The sequence below is a fragment of the Plantibacter sp. T3 genome, from assembly GCF_902506515.1.
In the GTDB taxonomy this organism is placed as follows: domain Bacteria; phylum Actinomycetota; class Actinomycetes; order Actinomycetales; family Microbacteriaceae; genus Plantibacter; species Plantibacter auratus.
This window is the reverse complement of the sequence record NZ_LR733286.1, coordinates 1,908,650-1,923,330: the sequence shown is the minus strand read 5'-3', so window position 1 is coordinate 1,923,330 and position 14,681 is coordinate 1,908,650. Positions and strand designations below refer to the sequence as shown.

Genomic DNA, 14,681 nt, shown 5'->3' with positions numbered 1-14,681 from the left:
AGGAACTCGAACGTTCAGGAACTATTCGGTTCCGAAACTGTCCAGTTCCGTATAGAGTCCTCAGCATGACTTCGAACCTCGCCGCCGGAACCCCGGCAGTCTCCTCACGCCGCTGGTGGACGCTCGTCACCGTCGGCCTCGCGCAACTCATGGTCGTGCTCGACGCCACCGTCGTGAACATCGCGATGCCCGCCGCCCAGGCCGACCTCGGATTCTCCGACGGCGACCGCCAGTGGATCGTCACCGCCTACTCCCTCGCCTTCGGCAGCCTGCTGCTCCTCGGCGGACGCCTGTCCGACCTGATGGGTCGCAAGCGGGCGTTCATCATCGGGCTCGTCGGGTTCGCGATCGCCTCGGCCCTCGGAGGCGCCGCTGACTCGTTCGGCACCCTCGTCGCCGCGCGGGCGTTGCAGGGCGTCTTCGCCGCCCTCCTCGCACCGACCGCGCTCGCGATGCTCACGACCACCTTCACGATCCCGAAGGAGCGCGCCCGCGCGTTCGGCGTCTTCGGTGCGATCGCCGGCGCAGGTGGCGCGGTCGGTCTCCTCCTCGGCGGATTCCTCACGGAGCAGTTCGACTGGCGCTGGAACCTGTACATCAACGTCGTGATCGCCGTGGTCGCCATCGTCGGGGCGGCCCTCTTCATCACCACCCCGAAGACGACCGGCCCCCGCCCCAAGCTCGACGTTCCGGGCACCGTCCTCGTCTCGGGTGCGTTGTTCAGCCTCGTCTACGGCTTCGCCAATGCCGAGACCGACGGGTGGGACTCGCCGCTCAGCTGGGCCTTCCTCGCCGCCGCAGCCGTGCTCCTCGTCGTGTTCGTCCTCTGGCAGCGCCGGGCCGCGCACCCGCTCCTCCCGTTGTCGATCATCCTCGACCGCAACCGCGGTGCCGCGTTCATCTCGGTCATGATCGCCGGAGCCGGGATGTTCGGCATCTTCCTCTTCGTCACCTACTACCTGCAGGCCTCGCTCGGGTACTCACCACAGCAGACGGGCTTCGCCTTCCTCCCGATGATCGCGATGCTCGTGCTCGCCGCACAGCTGGGGACCAACCTCCTCGTCCCCCGCTTCGGGCCGAAGGTCATGGTGCCGTTCGGCATGACGCTCGGTGCGATCGGCATGCTCCTCCTCACCCGACTCGACCTCGACAGCTCCTATGTCGGCAACGTCATGCCCGCGCTCATGGTGCTCGGCTTCGCGATGGGATCGATCATGCCCGCCTCGATGCAGACCGCGACGCTCGGTGTCGACCGGGCGTTCGCCGGGGTCGCGTCGGCGACGGTCAACACGAGCCAGCAAGTCGGAGGGTCGATCGGTGTGGCGCTGCTCAACACCCTCGCGGCGAGCGCCGCCACGGCCTACGTGACCGACAACGCGCCGCCCACCCCCGAGGTGCTGGCGCAGGCTGCGATCCAGAGCTACCAGACCGCCTATTTCTGGGGCGCCGGGTTCTTCGCGGTCGGCGCCGTGACGGCGGCACTGCTGTTCCGCCGACGCAACCAGGGGCTCGCCCTGCACCACGCCCCGGAGGCGTCCGCGGAACCGGTGCTCGCGCACTGATCCAAGCGGGTCCCGAGCACACGGCCGTCGCGCACTCGCGCGGCGGCCGTCTGCGTCATCGGAGGGGCTCGCGTTCGTCCGTCAGGCGGAGGTGCGGAGGATCGACGTCATCTTCTTCCCCTTCGCGACCTCGTCCACGAGCTTGTCGAGCTGACGGATGCGCTGCATCTGGGGATCCTCGATCTCCTCGACGCGGATGCCGCAGATGAGCCCCGTAATGAGCGACGCGTTGGGGTGCATCGCCGGCGCTCCGGCGAAGAAGGTCTCGAAGTCGGTACCGTCGGCGAGCACCCGTTCGATCGCGGCGTCGTCGTAGCCCGTGAGCCAGGTGATGACCTGGTCCACCTCGTCCTTCGTGTGGCCCTTCCGCTCCGCCTTCGCGACGTAGAGCGGGTACACGCTGGCGAAGCTCGTCGTGAAGATGCGGTGTCCGGCCATACCGGCCAGTCTCCCACCGTCGAGCGTTCGGGACCAGGCCGATCGCGGGCTATCCATCGCTCGTAGTCCATCGCTCGGGGGACGCGTCCTGTCGCGACGGTTGCCTACCCTGGCAGCATGACGAATCCTGGACAGCACCCGCAGACGCCTTCGCCATCACCATCACCCTCGACGCCAGCCTCGACGCCCGTCGATCCAGCCGTGCCCCAGCGGCAGCTCGCGACCTACGACCACGCCCTCCGCGCCGCACCGGCCTGGTGGCGCGGCGCCCTCGCACTCCTCCTCCTCGTCGTCGGGTTCCTGATCCTCTCGATCGTTCTCGGCGGCATCGCGCTCATCGTGGACGTGGCCACCGGGGCCTACACACTCGACGACGTCGCGAACGGCCTCATGACGCTGACGCCGGTGACGATGCTCGCGAACAACCTGTCGCTCGCCGCGCTCATCCCGGTGTCGATGCTCATCCAGTGGGCGCTCTTCGGCGTCCGGCCGCGGTGGCTGTCCTCGGTGGAGGGTCGCTTCCGCTGGCGCTGGTTCGGGCGTCTCGCGCTCATCATCGTCCCGGTGTGGATCGTGTACGTCGGAGCGTCCGTCCTGCTCTCGCCGCTCGAGCCCATCGTCGTCGACGGCACCATGATCGCGATGCTCGCCGTCGTGATCCTCACGACGCCGCTGCAGTCGGCGGGCGAGGAGTACGGGGCGCGCGGCCTCATCCAACGTTCCGTCGGATCCTGGTTCAGTCGACCGATCACGGCGTTCCTCGTCGGCACGGTCGTCTCCGGCGCGGTCTTCGCCTCGGTGCACTTCGCCGGCGACCCCTGGCTCATCGCCTACTACTTCGTGTTCGGCGCCTCGATGTCCTTCGCCGCACGCGGGACCGGCGGCCTCGAGGCTCCGGTGCTCATCCACGCGACGAACAACGTCCTCCTCCTCGTCCCCACAGCCCTCATGTCGCAGACCGACCAGGTCTTCGAACGAGGCGAGGGCGCCGGCGGACCGTTCATGCTCATCCCGATGGCGCTCTGCGTGGCCGCAGCCGTCGTGAGCACCTGGTGGGGGCGCAAGAATAGCGTGACCGCGACGGCTCCGCTGCCGCCGAGCCGGGTGACGAAGCAGCAGGGGACGCCGCCGGCCGCCATGGCCGCTCCGGTGGCTACACCGACGCAGCTGCCGACGACCCCGCAGGATCCTTCGGCGGCTCCACCGCGATGACCTGCCCGCCGGTCACCCGCACGAGCTCCTCGAAGGTCGTCGGGAACACCGTGTGCGCATGGCCGGCTGCGGCCCAGACCTCCGGGTAGGCGGCGAGCGCCTCGTCCACGTAGGTGCGGATCGGTTCCGGGTGACCGACGGGCGCGACGCCACCGATCACCTGTCCCGTCGCCGCCTTGACGACCTCGGCGTCAGCACGCTTCAGCCGTCCACCGAGCCGCTCGCCGACCCAGGCGGTGTCGACACGGTGGGCGCCGCTCGTGAGGATCAGCGTCGGCTCGCCGTCGAGCGTGAACACGAGGGAGTTCGCGATCGCCCCGACCTCGATCCCCAAGGCCTCCGCTGCGAGCGCTGCCGTTCGAGCAGCATCGTCGAGCCAGGTGACCTCGCCCTGAGCCCCACGATCACGCAGCGTCTGCTCGACGATTGACACGGCAGGATGCGCTCGATCACTCATGCGACCATGCTGCCGCATCGGGCCGTCGGCGCGCGAGTGCCGGGACGCCGCGGGACGGCAGGACGCGGCGCGAGGTCAGTCGCCGAGTGGGACGAGCGTCACCGCGAGTCCCGCTTCTCGGAGGAGCGCGATGGTCTCGGGCGCGGCCCCGTCGTCGGTCAGGAGGGCGTCGAAGGCCTCCAGCCCGGCGATCCGGCCGAGCTGCCGCACCCCGAGCTTCGAGGCGTCGGCGACCACGACCACCCGCTCGGCGGCGCGAACCATCCTGGCCTTCACCTCGGCCTCGGGCAGGTTGACGTTGGTCACGCCATGGCCGGCGTCGACACCGTTGCACCCGATGAACGCGAGATCGGCATGGACCTGGCTGAGCAGCGACCCGGCGAGCGGATCGACGAGCGAATGCTGGAGTGGTCGAAGCGACCCACCCGTGACGATCACCGAGAACCTCGGGATCTCCGACTCGAGTTCGAGCGCGATGGTCAAGCCGTTCGTGATGACCACCACGTCGGCGAGGTCGCGGCGAGCCTTGAGCGCGCGGGCGAGGGCGAGGCCGGTGCTGCCGACGTCGACGATCACGCTCTGACCGGAGCGCACCATCGCGGCCGCGGCCTCACCGATCCGCTGCTTCGCGTGCGCCGAGGTCGCGGTCGCGAGTTCGATCGGCGACTCCACAGCGCCGCGTCCCTGCACGGGCATCGCACCTCCGTGCACGCGGACGGCGTCGCCCTGGTCGACGAGGGTGTCGAGGTCCGTCCGGGCGGTCACCCGTGAGACACCGAAGTCGTCGGAGATGTCGGCCACGCGCACGAAGCCGCGCTCATCGAGGAGCTCGCGGATGCGGTCGCGTCGCAGCGGGGCGGGCAACAGCATCGGCTCGTCGTCGGACATGCTTGAATCTTCGCTGACTTGCCTATACTTTTCAAGGCGAAACGTTGTACGTTTCCTTTCGACAACCCGTTCTGAGGATCCCCATGCCCCCACTCGACGACACTTTCGTCATCGACCCGGCGATCGCGAGCTCGACCCAGCGCCTCGCCGACGGTCGCGAACTCATCTACTTCGACGACGTCGACTCGACGTTGCCCGCGGAGCGACTGCCCGACGCACGCGAACTCGCCCCACGACCGCCGACCGCGTCCATGCGCCAGGACCCGCTGACGGGTGAGTGGATCTCGATCGCCGCCGCACGCCAGAACCGGGTGATGCTGCCCCCGGCGAACCTCGACCCGCTCGCACCCGCGAGTCCCTCGAACCCCTCCGAGATCCCCGACCAGTACGACGTCGCGGTCTTCGAGAACAAGTCGCCGTCCTTCGGGCCGCTCCTGGAAGACGAGAACGCACCGGTCGATCTCGCCGACCTCGAGACGGTCGGGATCGGCCGGACGCGCACTTCGGTCGGCCGCTGCGAGGTCGTGAGCTTCAGCCCGTCGAGCACCGGCTCCTTCGGTTCGCTGTCCCGCACCCGGGCGCGTACGGTGATCGAGGCGTGGGCCCGCCGGACGCACGCGCTGTCGCAGATCGACTCGATCCAGCAGGTGTTCCCCTTCGAGAACCGCGGGGAGCAGATCGGCGTCACGCTCCACCACCCGCACGGACAGATCTACTCCTACCCCTACGTGACCCCGCGCACGCAGCGGCTCATCGCCGCGAGCCAGGCCTACGGTCCCGGGCTCTTCGCCGACATCCTCGCCGCGGAGCAGGCGGACGAGCGCGTCGTCCTCGCCGGCGAGCACTGGACGGCGTTCGTCCCGTTCGCGGCGCGCTGGCCAATCGAGGTGCACCTGCTCCCCCACCGCCACGTGCCCGACTTCGCCGCGACCTCGCTCGAGGAACGGGACGAACTCGCCCTCCTCTACCTGCGGCTGCTGCGCGGCGTCGACGCCCTGTACGACACCCCGACCCCGTACATCGCCGCCTGGCACCAGGCCCCGACCCGAGTCCACCGCGACGAGCTCCGACTCCACCTGCAGCTCACCTCCCCGCGTCGTGGAGCCGATCGACTGAAGTACCTGGCCGGCTCCGAGGCCGCCATGGGCGCCTGGATCGGCGACGTCCCACCGGAGACCACCGCCACCGCCCTGCGCGCCGCGATCGCCGCAGCCGACGAGGAGAACCCCGTATGACCGACCTGCAGCGCACCGCCACGAGCGGATTCGAGAACGCCTTCGGCAGCGAACCGCACGGACTCTGGACCGCGCCCGGCCGCGTGAACATCATCGGCGAGCACACCGACTACAACGACGGCTTCGTGTTCCCGATGGCGATCGACCGCCGCACCGTCGCAGCCGTCCGTCGTCGCGACGACGACCGCATCCGGGTGTCGAGCAGCTTCTCGCCCGAGATCGTCGAGGTCTCAGTGCGCGCGCTCGATCCCGACGCCTTGCACGGCTGGTCCGCCTACCCGCTCGGCGTCGCGTGGGCGCTCGGCCAGTTCGGGGCACCCTTGCAGGAGGTGCCCGGGGTCGACATCTACATCCACTCCGACGTCCCGGTCGGGGCAGGCCTCTCCTCCTCCGCGGCAATCGAGGCCTCGGTCGCCGTCGCACTGAACGAGATCTGGCACCTCGACCACGACCGCCGGACGCTCGCGAAGATCTGCCAGCTCGCCGAGAACCGGGCGGTCGGCGCACCGACCGGCATCATGGACCAGTCGGCGTCGCTCCTCGGCCGGCGTGACTGCGGCGTCTTCCTCGACTGCCGCTCGCTCGAGACCGACGTCATCCCCCTCGGCTTCGAGGAGCACGACCTCGAGCTGCTCGTCATCGACACGCGCGTCGAGCACGCCCACGTGTCGGGCGGGTACGCGGCACGTCGGGCGTCCTGCGAGGCGGGTGCCGCAGCGCTCGGCGCCGACTCGCTCCGCGACGTCACGGTCGGCGACCTCGAGCGCGCTCGTGAGCTGCTCGACGACGAGACCTTCCGCCGCGTCCGTCACGTCGTGACGGAGAACCAGCGTGTCCTCGACACCGTCCGGACCCTGCGCGAGCACGGCCCGACGTCGATCGGCGAGCTGCTCGTGGCCTCGCACGCGTCGATGCGTGACGATTTCGAGATCTCCGTGCCGGAACTCGACCTGGCCGTCGAGACGTCGATGGCCGCCGGTGCGATCGGTTCGCGCATGACCGGTGGTGGCTTCGGGGGTGCGGCGATCGCCCTGGTCCCCGTCGCCCTGGCGTCGGCCGTGGCGGAGGCGGTCACGGCGGCGTTCGCCCAGGCGTCCTTCACCGCCCCGACCATCTTCCCCGTCCGCCCCGCCGCCGGCGCCACCCGAGAATCCTGGCCCTCCCCTCCCCTGCCCGCGAACTGTCACTTCCGGCTAGTCCCGGCCGCTCGGACTAGCGTCGAGTGACAGTTCGCGGGCAGGGTGTGGAGAACTTCCGACGCCGAAGCGCCGCAGTCGGCACCGTGGTGGGATGGTCCGCCGACGTCCCCTCCCCCTCGAACTCAGCAAGCAGCCGTTCTCCATGGCCGACGCCGACGAACTCGGCGTGCCTCGATCGCGGCTACGAGCGGGCGACCTCGCCACGCCGCACCGAGGCGTCCGGGCACCGCTCGACCAGCCCACGGACATCGCCGGACGCTGTCACGCCTATGCCCCGCTCCTGCACGACGGGCAGTTCTTCAGCCACGTGAGCGCGGCGGCCCTGCACTGCCTCCCCGTGCCCACCTGGGAACACGAGGCACCACTCGATGTCGCCTCCATCGCGCCGGCACGCGCGCCTCGAGGAGCGGGCGTGCGCGGGCATCAACTCGACGGGGACCACTGGGAGGTCGTCGCCGTCGAAGGACTGCCGGTACTGACCGCCGTCGACGCCTGGTGTCAGCTCGGAACCCGACTCCCCTTGGACGACCTGGTGATCGCCGGCGACGTGCTGCTCCGCCGCAAGCGACCACTGGCCTCGGAGCAGCAGATCGTCCGCGGGCTGGCACGGATGAACGGCCGTCGCGGCGCGAAACGGCTGCGGCTCGCGTTCTCGATGATGCGGCCTCGGACGGATTCGCCGATGGAGACCGCCTTGCGCTTGCTGATCGTCCGCGCGGGCCTTCCGGAACCGCTCGTCAACGAGGTCATCTCAGACGCCCACGGACGGTTTCTGGCCTTGGGCGACCTGGTGTATCCCGAACAGCGGGTCCTCGTCGAATACGACGGCGGCACCCACTTCAGGGATGAACGGCAGATCTTCCACGACATCGATCGCCTCGACCGAGTCATGGCAGCGGGCTGGCGGGTCATCCGGGTGAATCGCTCACACCTGACGGACCCGTCGCCCATCCTCACCGCCCTGGCTCGCGAACTGTCACTTCCGGCTAGTCGCGGGGCGCCGGACTAGCGTCGAGTGACAGTTCGCGGGCTGGGTTAGGGGGTGGCCATGCGGACGACGTTGGCGAGGAGACCAACGCGGGTCATGGGGCCGACACCACCGGGGTTCGGGCTGATCCACGAGGCGACCTCGGCCACGTCAGGGGCGACGTCGCCGACGACCCGGGACTTGCCGGTCTCGGGGTCGGTCTCACGGCTCACACCGACGTCGAGGACGATCACGCCCGGCTTCACGGCATCGCGCGTGACGATCCCGGGGACACCCGCCGCGGCGACGATCACGTCGGCGGTGCGGAGGATGTCGTCGAGTCCGATCGTTCCCGTGTGCGTCAGCGTGACCGTCGCGTTGTATTCGCGACGGGTGAGCAGCGGGCCGATCGCGCGACCGACGGTGACCCCGCGGCCCACGACGACGACGTGCTTGCCCGCCCAGCTGATCCCGTGACGTTCCACCAGCTCGATGACGCCCTTCGGCGTGCACGGCAGCGGCGTGTGGATCGGACGGTTCACGTTGAGCACGAGACGACCGAGGTTGGTCGGGTGGAGCCCGTCGGCGTCCTTCTCGGGATCGATGCGCTCGAGGATCGCGTCGGTGTCGATGTGCTTCGGCAACGGCAGCTGCACGATGTAGCCGGTGCAGCTCTCGTCGGCGTTGAGCTCGTCGAGGACGGCCTCGAGCTCCTCCTGCGAGACCGTCTCGGGCAGGTCGCGTCGGATCGACTCCATGCCGACCTCGGCACAGTCGCGGTGCTTCCCGGCGACGTACCACTGCGAACCCGGGTCGGACCCGACGAGGACGGTGCCCAGCCCGACCGAGATGCCGCGCTCCTTGAGCGCGGCCACCTCGATCGCGAGTTCGGACTTGATGGCGGCTGCAGTGGCCTTACCGTCGAGGATCTGTGCGGTCATGCGCCCACGCCCTACTGCTGGAGGCCGGGGTAGAGCGGGAAGCGCTCGGCGAGCGCCGTGACGCGCTCTCGGAGGGCTCCGGCCTCGGCACCGTTGCGCAGCGCGAGAGCGATGATGTCGGCGACCTCGGCGAACTCGGTGTCGCCGAAGCCACGCGTCGCGAGTGCCGGCGTACCGATCCGCAGACCGGAGGTGACCATCGGCGGGCGCGGGTCGAACGGCACCGAGTTGCGGTTGACCGTGATGCCGACCTCGTGGAGGAGGTCTTCGGCCTGCTGGCCGTCGAGCTCGGAGGTGCGGAGGTCGGCGAGCACGAGGTGCACGTCGGTGCCGCCGGTGAGGACGTCGATGCCGGCGGCCTTCGACGCCTCGGAGGTGAGCGCCTCGGCGAGGAGCTTGGCACCGCGGAGCGTGCGCTCCTGGCGGTCCTTGAACTCCGCCGTGGCTGCGAGCTTGAACGCCGTCGCCTTGGCTGCGATGACGTGCATGAGCGGCCCGCCCTGCTGGCCGGGGAACACGTTCGAGTTGAGCTTCTTGGCGAGTTCCATGTCGCGGCTCACGATGAAGCCGGAGCGCGGGCCGCCGATGGTCTTGTGCACGGTGGAGGACACGACGTCGGCGAACGGCACGGGCGACGGGTGCACACCTGCGGCGACCAGGCCGGCGAAGTGCGCCATGTCGACCCAGAGCTTCGCGCCGACCTCGTCGGCGATCGCGCGGAACGCGGCGAAGTCGAGCTGGCGCGGGTAGGCGGACCAACCGGCGATGATGACCTGCGGCTTGTGCTCGAGTGCCTTGTCGCGGACGACGTCCATGTCGACGAGGAAGGTCTCGGGGTCGACGCCGTAGGAGACGGCGTTGTAGAGCTTGCCGGAGAAGTTGAGCTTCATGCCATGTGTGAGGTGACCACCGTGGGCGAGCTCGAGACCGAGGATGGTGTCGCCGGGGGTGGCGATCGCCGAGAGGACCGCGGCGTTGGCCGTGGCGCCCGAGTGCGGCTGGACGTTCGCGTACGCGGCACCGAAGAGGCTCTTGGCCCGCTCGATCGCGAGAGACTCGGCGATGTCGACGAACTCGCAGCCGCCGTAGTAGCGACGACCCGGGTAGCCCTCGGCGTACTTGTTGGTGAGGACGCTGCCCTGCGACTGCAGGACGGAGACGGGCACGAAGTTCTCGCTCGCGATCATCTCGAGGGTGTTGCGCTGGCGACCGAGCTCCTGCTCGAGGACCGCTGCGATCTCGGGATCGACCTCGGAGAGTGGCGCGTTGAAGGTGTCGGACAAGACTGGCTCCCTTTTGTGACAGAACGGATGTCGGTGATGTGCCGTTTCGGCCCAGGCGTGCGGCCGAATCCGCCCTTGTCTTCAAGGTGCAGGGTCGCTCCCCGATGGTGAACCATCTGAGGCGGAGCGGAACTCCGTCTATACGCCAGTTGCGACTGCTAGCAGCATAGCAACGGGACGCCCGGCGCGCACCGTCCTGTGGAGAGGCCGGGCAGCGGTGGGGGCCGGTGTGTCAGGATGGCCCGACGCTTGTTCACCCTCCGAACAAAACCCGTTCCAGCCCCCACGATCCCGCGTCGCCGACGCCGAAGGAACCGCGCATGAGCCTGCTGCCCCGCCCCGTCTCGCAGACCACGGACGCCTCCGCTCCCCCGTTCCGGTTGTCGGCAGATTCGGTGATCCGTACCGACCCGTCGGCGGCGACCACGGCCCGGATCCTCGCCGACGCCCTGCGCGCTTCCACGGGGTTCGCGCTCCCGGTCGAGACCACCGGCACGGAGGAGATCGTGGACTCCGTGGGTACGGACATCACGCTGTCGATCGACCCCCGCCTGTCGACGACGAGCGGGGCCTACCGATTGACCGCCGCGGCCTCCGGTGTCGAGATCGTCGGCGCGGACGCCGACGGGGTCCACCACGGCACGCAGACGCTCAGGCAGCTCCTCCCGCCGGCCAACTGGGCACCGACGGCCGGCGCACAGGACTGGACCATCTCCACGACCGTCATCGACGACGCTCCACGCTTCGCCTACCGCGGCGCGATGCTCGACGTCGCAAGGCACTTCTTCACGGTCGCGCAAGTGCAGCGGTTCATCGACCAGATCGCCGCGCTCAAGCTCAACCACCTGCATCTGCATCTCACCGACGACCAGGGGTGGCGCCTCGAGATCGCCGGGTGGCCGGAGCTCACCGGGATCGGTGCGGCGACCGCCGTCGGTGGAGGCTCGGGCGGCTCGTACAGCGCCGACGACTACCGGGCGATCATCGAGTACGCCGCCGATCGCCGCGTCACGATCGTCCCCGAGATCGACGTCCCCGGACACACGAACGCGGTCCTCGCGGCGTACCCGGAGCTCAACCCGGACGGCGTCGCCCGCGAGCCGTACACCGGCACCGAGGTCGGCTTCTCGAGCCTCGACATCCATGCCGAATCCACCTACACGTTCCTCGAGGACGTGTTCACCCAGCTCGCCACGATGACCCCGGGCCCCTATCTCCACCTGGGCGGCGATGAAGCGCTCGCCACCACTGAGGCGGACTTCCTCCACTTCGCCCGTCGGGTGTCCGAGTTGGTCGGCACGACCGGGAAGACCGCCATCGCCTGGCACGAGTTCGGCGCGTCACGCGACCTCGCCCCCGGCACCATCGGCCAGTACTGGAACTACGTCTCCCCCGAGGACGGTCACGCCGACAAGCTGCGCTCGTTCGTGGATCAGGGCGGGCAGGTCATCATGTCTCCGGCAGACGCCGCCTACCTCGACATGCAGTACCCCGACGTCACGACGGCCGGCCTCACCTGGGCGGACGGCCCCACGAGTGTCGAACGCTCCGCCGTCTGGGAGCCGACCGAGATCGTCGAAGGCGTCGGTGAGGGGGACATCCTCGGCGTCGAGGCCCCACTCTGGACGGAGACCGTGGCCGACGTGCAGACGCTCGAGTTCCTCGTCTTCCCCCGGGTCGCGTCCATCGCGGAGATCGGTTGGTCGGAGCGACGCGCGCCGGACTGGAGCGACTTCCTGGTCCGACTGGCCGAGCTTGCCCAGGGCTGGTCGGCCGCGGGCATCGCCTTCCACCGCTCCCCCGAGGTCAGCTGGCTCGACTGATCCGCGCGTCGGACGGGAAAGCGGCCGGGAGTGACGCTCGCCCCCGAGCACCACTCCCGGCCTGTCGACGGGTACGCACGAAGGCGCCCCCTCCCGTCGAGATCTGCAACGTTTCGGGTCCGTTGCCCGATGCACACCGGCCGTGGCGTGCATCGTGGCCGTCCGAGGACGACCCAGCCGGGTCCCCGTCGCCGGGAATCCTGCTGTTCATCCTGAGAGAGTGCCTCCCGAGCAGGTCATGACGCGGTTTCCCAGAACAATCGAAACGGATCTTCCTCGGCGCCAGCGGCTGTCCGCGAGACACCTCGTGCCAAGATGAGGAATCGGCGTCATGATCCCGCTTCACCCGACTCTCTTGAGCGGGCACGGTGCCCGGTAGTGCGCAGCTCGCAGACGGAGGCATCATGAGCCTGGACACATCCCCGGCTTCATCGCTCGCCGAGCGATCGGATGCCGAGCTCATCGAGCACACCCGCACGGGCTCGCAGGACGCCTACGCGGAGCTGTGGCGACGGCACTCGAACGCCGGACGGACCGTCGCCCGGTCCGTCACCTCGAGCCTCGATCCCGACGACCTCGTCTCGGAGTCCTTCGCCCGCATCTATCAGGCGGTCCGCCGCGGGAAGGGACCCACCGGCGCCTTCCGCCCGTACCTGTTCACCACCATCCGGAACACGGCGGCCGCATGGGGCCGGTCGCGTCGGGAGACCTCGCTCGACACCCTGGACTCCTTCGAGGACCCGGACACGAACGAGGCCTCCTCGATCGAGGCCCTCGATCGCAGCCTGAGTGCCCGAGCGTTCCGGAGCCTGCCGACCCGGTGGCAGGAGGTGCTCTGGTACACGGAGATCGAGGCGATGACGCCTGCGGAGGTCGCGCCGCTCCTCGGGATGAAGGCCAACTCGGTGGCCGCGCTCGCCTACCGAGCACGCGAGGGGCTGCGCGAAGCGTGGATCCAGGCGCACCTGCAGGCGGTCGACGACGACTCGGAGCACGCCTTCACGATCAGCAGGCTCGGATCGTACGCGCGCGGGAACCTCTCCGCACGGGACACGGCCAAGGTCGAGTCGCACCTGGACGCCTGTCAGCGGTGCACCATCGTGGCCGCTGAGGCGAAGGAGGTCGGCTCGCGCATGGCGCTCGTCCTCCTCCCCCTCGTCGCAGGCGCCGCCGGTGCGGCCGGCTACACCGCGTGGTTGCAGACGAACGGTGCGTCCACGACCGCGGTCGCCGCGATGCCGGCCGGCGTCACCGGCGGGGTCGCACTGACGGCGCACCTGAGCACCTCGGTGGCGACCTCCGGCGGAGCAGCGGCTTCCGGTGCAGTCGGTTCCAGTGGCGCCGCGTCCGGTGCCGGCGTCGCGTCGGGTGCGGGCGTCGCGGGTGCTGCGACGGCGGGTCTCTCCGGTGGCATCATCGCCGCGATCGGCGTCGGCGTCGTCGCGGTGGTGACCGCCGCCGCGCTCGTCCTGGGTCCGGTGGTGTTCCCGCCCACAGCCGACTCGGCGACCTCCGTCTCCGCCGACGAGACCAGCGACCCCGTCGCCGTGCCGACACCGGGCGCGACTCCGACCACGGGTCCGACGACGTCGCCGTCCGCGCCGACGACCCCGACACCCTCAGGACCGATGCCCACTCCCCGGCCGACGCCCGGCACGGGAGCAACGCCACCTCCGGTCGCCGAGCCGCAGGTCCCGTCGCCGACGGCTCCGCCCGTCGCCCCTCCCGTCGATCCCGTCGACCCGGTGGGCCCCGTGGATCCGACTGACCCCGAGGAGCTCCCGGCGCCGACGATGGCCGCCGACACCGGTGGCGGCTTCCTGTGGCCCGCCTTCAGCGGTACCGCCGCGGCCGGCGCCACCGTCGACATCCTCGACGGAGACGTGGTCGTCGCGTCGACGGTCGTGCCGGCCTCCGCTCGGCGGGCGTCCGCGACAGCCCCTCCCGAGACCGGGACCTGGTCGACCGGCCCGGTCGACCTCGGCCGCACGGGCACCTTCGTCCTGACCGTCCGCCAGACCCTCGGCGACGAGGTCTCCGTGTCCGCCGAACCGGCCACCATGTCGATCAGCGGGCCGGCCGTCACCGGGCTCCGGACGGTGCTGTCGGTGCAGTTCCTCGATCCGACCGGCCCGCTCGTGGTCGTCGGTGCTCCGAACGGTGCGGTCGGATACACGGTCGACGGTGGTGACGAGCAACGCGTCGCGCTCGACGCCGACGGTCGAGCGACGCTCACCGGCGCCGCCGTCGCCGTCGGGTTCCACGAGCTCAGCGTCTGGAGCGTCGCCCCGTCCGACCCATCGCGCGTGGGACCTGCGACCTCCGTCGAGTACCTCGCGCTGACCGGACTCCTGAGTACCGACGCCGCCGTCGATCCGGCGACGGCCCCGCTCCCGGAAGCGGTTCTGGACACCGCACCGGAGGCGGTTCCCGCTCCGGTCCCGGCTCAGACCATCGTCGACCCGATCGCGGACCAGACCCCGGTGGAAGCGGCTCCCGCGACGGAGACGGACGTGCCGAGTACGACCGAACCGGCTCCGACGACGGAGACGGAGACAGAGACGCCGGTGGAGACCGCGCCCGACGTCACCGCGCCCACCGATGGCGCAGACGCCTCACCGGCGCCGACGACGGACGAACCGGCTGTATCGTAAGCGGTCCGCTCAACGCGTCCGC

General features: G+C 70.0%; 12 protein-coding genes and 1 riboswitch. Of the genes, 7 read left to right on the top strand and 5 right to left on the bottom strand.

The features are described from left to right. The first annotated feature begins 65 nt into the window (after window positions 1-65). The gene (locus tag GV015_RS09240) at window positions 66-1,562 is read left to right on the top strand and encodes an MFS transporter (RefSeq protein WP_159878047.1); all 1,497 of its coding nucleotides are present in this window, start codon (window positions 66-68) and stop codon (window positions 1,560-1,562) included. An 81-nt stretch (window positions 1,563-1,643) separates the two neighbouring features. Here the strand turns inward: GV015_RS09240 and GV015_RS09235 are convergent, their stop codons facing one another. After that, window positions 1,644-2,000: a DUF2200 domain-containing protein gene (locus tag GV015_RS09235; RefSeq protein WP_159878045.1), complete on the bottom strand. Its 357-nt coding sequence runs from the start codon at window positions 1,998-2,000 to the stop codon at window positions 1,644-1,646. A 117-nt stretch (window positions 2,001-2,117) separates the two neighbouring features. On the opposite strand from GV015_RS09235, the gene GV015_RS09230 reads away from it, so the two are divergent. After that, entirely contained in the window at window positions 2,118-3,212 is a 1,095-nt protein-coding gene (locus tag GV015_RS09230) for a CPBP family intramembrane glutamic endopeptidase (protein ID WP_159878043.1), read from the top strand. On the opposite strand, the gene GV015_RS09225 is transcribed toward GV015_RS09230, so the two are convergent. Together GV015_RS09225 and GV015_RS09220 are read right to left on the bottom strand one after the other, a co-directional pair. Further along, window positions 3,154-3,669 carry a YbaK/EbsC family protein gene (locus GV015_RS09225; protein ID WP_159878041.1) on the bottom strand — a complete coding sequence of 172 codons (516 nt, stop codon included), beginning with the start codon at window positions 3,667-3,669 and terminating at the stop codon, window positions 3,154-3,156. The genes GV015_RS09230 and GV015_RS09225 overlap by 59 nt on opposite strands. A 75-nt stretch (window positions 3,670-3,744) precedes the next feature. Next, on the bottom strand, window positions 3,745-4,557 hold the full coding sequence (locus GV015_RS09220; protein ID WP_079705319.1) for a DeoR/GlpR family DNA-binding transcription regulator: 813 nt from the start codon (window positions 4,555-4,557) through the stop codon (window positions 3,745-3,747). Window positions 4,558-4,640: 83 nt separating this feature from the next. Between GV015_RS09220 and galT the strand changes: the two genes are divergently transcribed. The 3 genes from galT to GV015_RS09205 all read left to right on the top strand — a co-directional run bounded on the left by galT (window position 4,641) and on the right by GV015_RS09205 (window position 8,000). Continuing rightward, window positions 4,641-5,792 carry a galactose-1-phosphate uridylyltransferase gene (gene galT / locus GV015_RS09215; protein ID WP_159878039.1) on the top strand — a complete coding sequence of 384 codons (1,152 nt, stop codon included), beginning with the start codon at window positions 4,641-4,643 and terminating at the stop codon, window positions 5,790-5,792. Further along, entirely contained in the window at window positions 5,789-7,018 is a 1,230-nt protein-coding gene (gene galK, locus GV015_RS09210; RefSeq protein WP_159878037.1) for a galactokinase, read from the top strand. Before galT ends, galK begins: the two co-directional genes overlap by 4 nt. A 64-nt stretch (window positions 7,019-7,082) precedes the next feature. Continuing rightward, window positions 7,083-8,000, top strand: a complete 918-nt coding sequence (locus GV015_RS09205; protein WP_159878035.1) for a hypothetical protein — start codon at window positions 7,083-7,085, stop codon at window positions 7,998-8,000. A 26-nt stretch (window positions 8,001-8,026) separates the two neighbouring features. Here the strand turns inward: GV015_RS09205 and GV015_RS09200 are convergent, their stop codons facing one another. Both GV015_RS09200 and glyA read right to left on the bottom strand, forming a co-directional pair. After that, window positions 8,027-8,899, bottom strand: a complete 873-nt coding sequence (locus GV015_RS09200; protein ID WP_159878033.1) for a bifunctional methylenetetrahydrofolate dehydrogenase/methenyltetrahydrofolate cyclohydrolase — start codon at window positions 8,897-8,899, stop codon at window positions 8,027-8,029. Window positions 8,900-8,910: 11 nt separating this feature from the next. After that, window positions 8,911-10,182, bottom strand: coding sequence for a serine hydroxymethyltransferase (glyA, locus tag GV015_RS09195; RefSeq protein WP_064296623.1), 1,272 nt, complete (start codon window positions 10,180-10,182; stop codon window positions 8,911-8,913). Between the two features lie 42 nt (window positions 10,183-10,224). Then, window positions 10,225-10,343, bottom strand: a riboswitch (ZMP/ZTP riboswitch). 159 nt (window positions 10,344-10,502) lie between these two features. Between glyA and GV015_RS09190 the strand changes: the two genes are divergently transcribed. Together GV015_RS09190 and GV015_RS09185 are read left to right on the top strand one after the other, a co-directional pair. After that, window positions 10,503-12,005: a beta-N-acetylhexosaminidase gene (locus GV015_RS09190; protein WP_159878023.1), complete on the top strand. Its 1,503-nt coding sequence runs from the start codon at window positions 10,503-10,505 to the stop codon at window positions 12,003-12,005. A 404-nt stretch (window positions 12,006-12,409) separates the two neighbouring features. Then, window positions 12,410-14,659: a sigma-70 family RNA polymerase sigma factor gene (locus tag GV015_RS09185; RefSeq protein ID WP_159878022.1), complete on the top strand. Its 2,250-nt coding sequence runs from the start codon at window positions 12,410-12,412 to the stop codon at window positions 14,657-14,659. Window positions 14,660-14,681 lie beyond the last annotated feature (22 nt).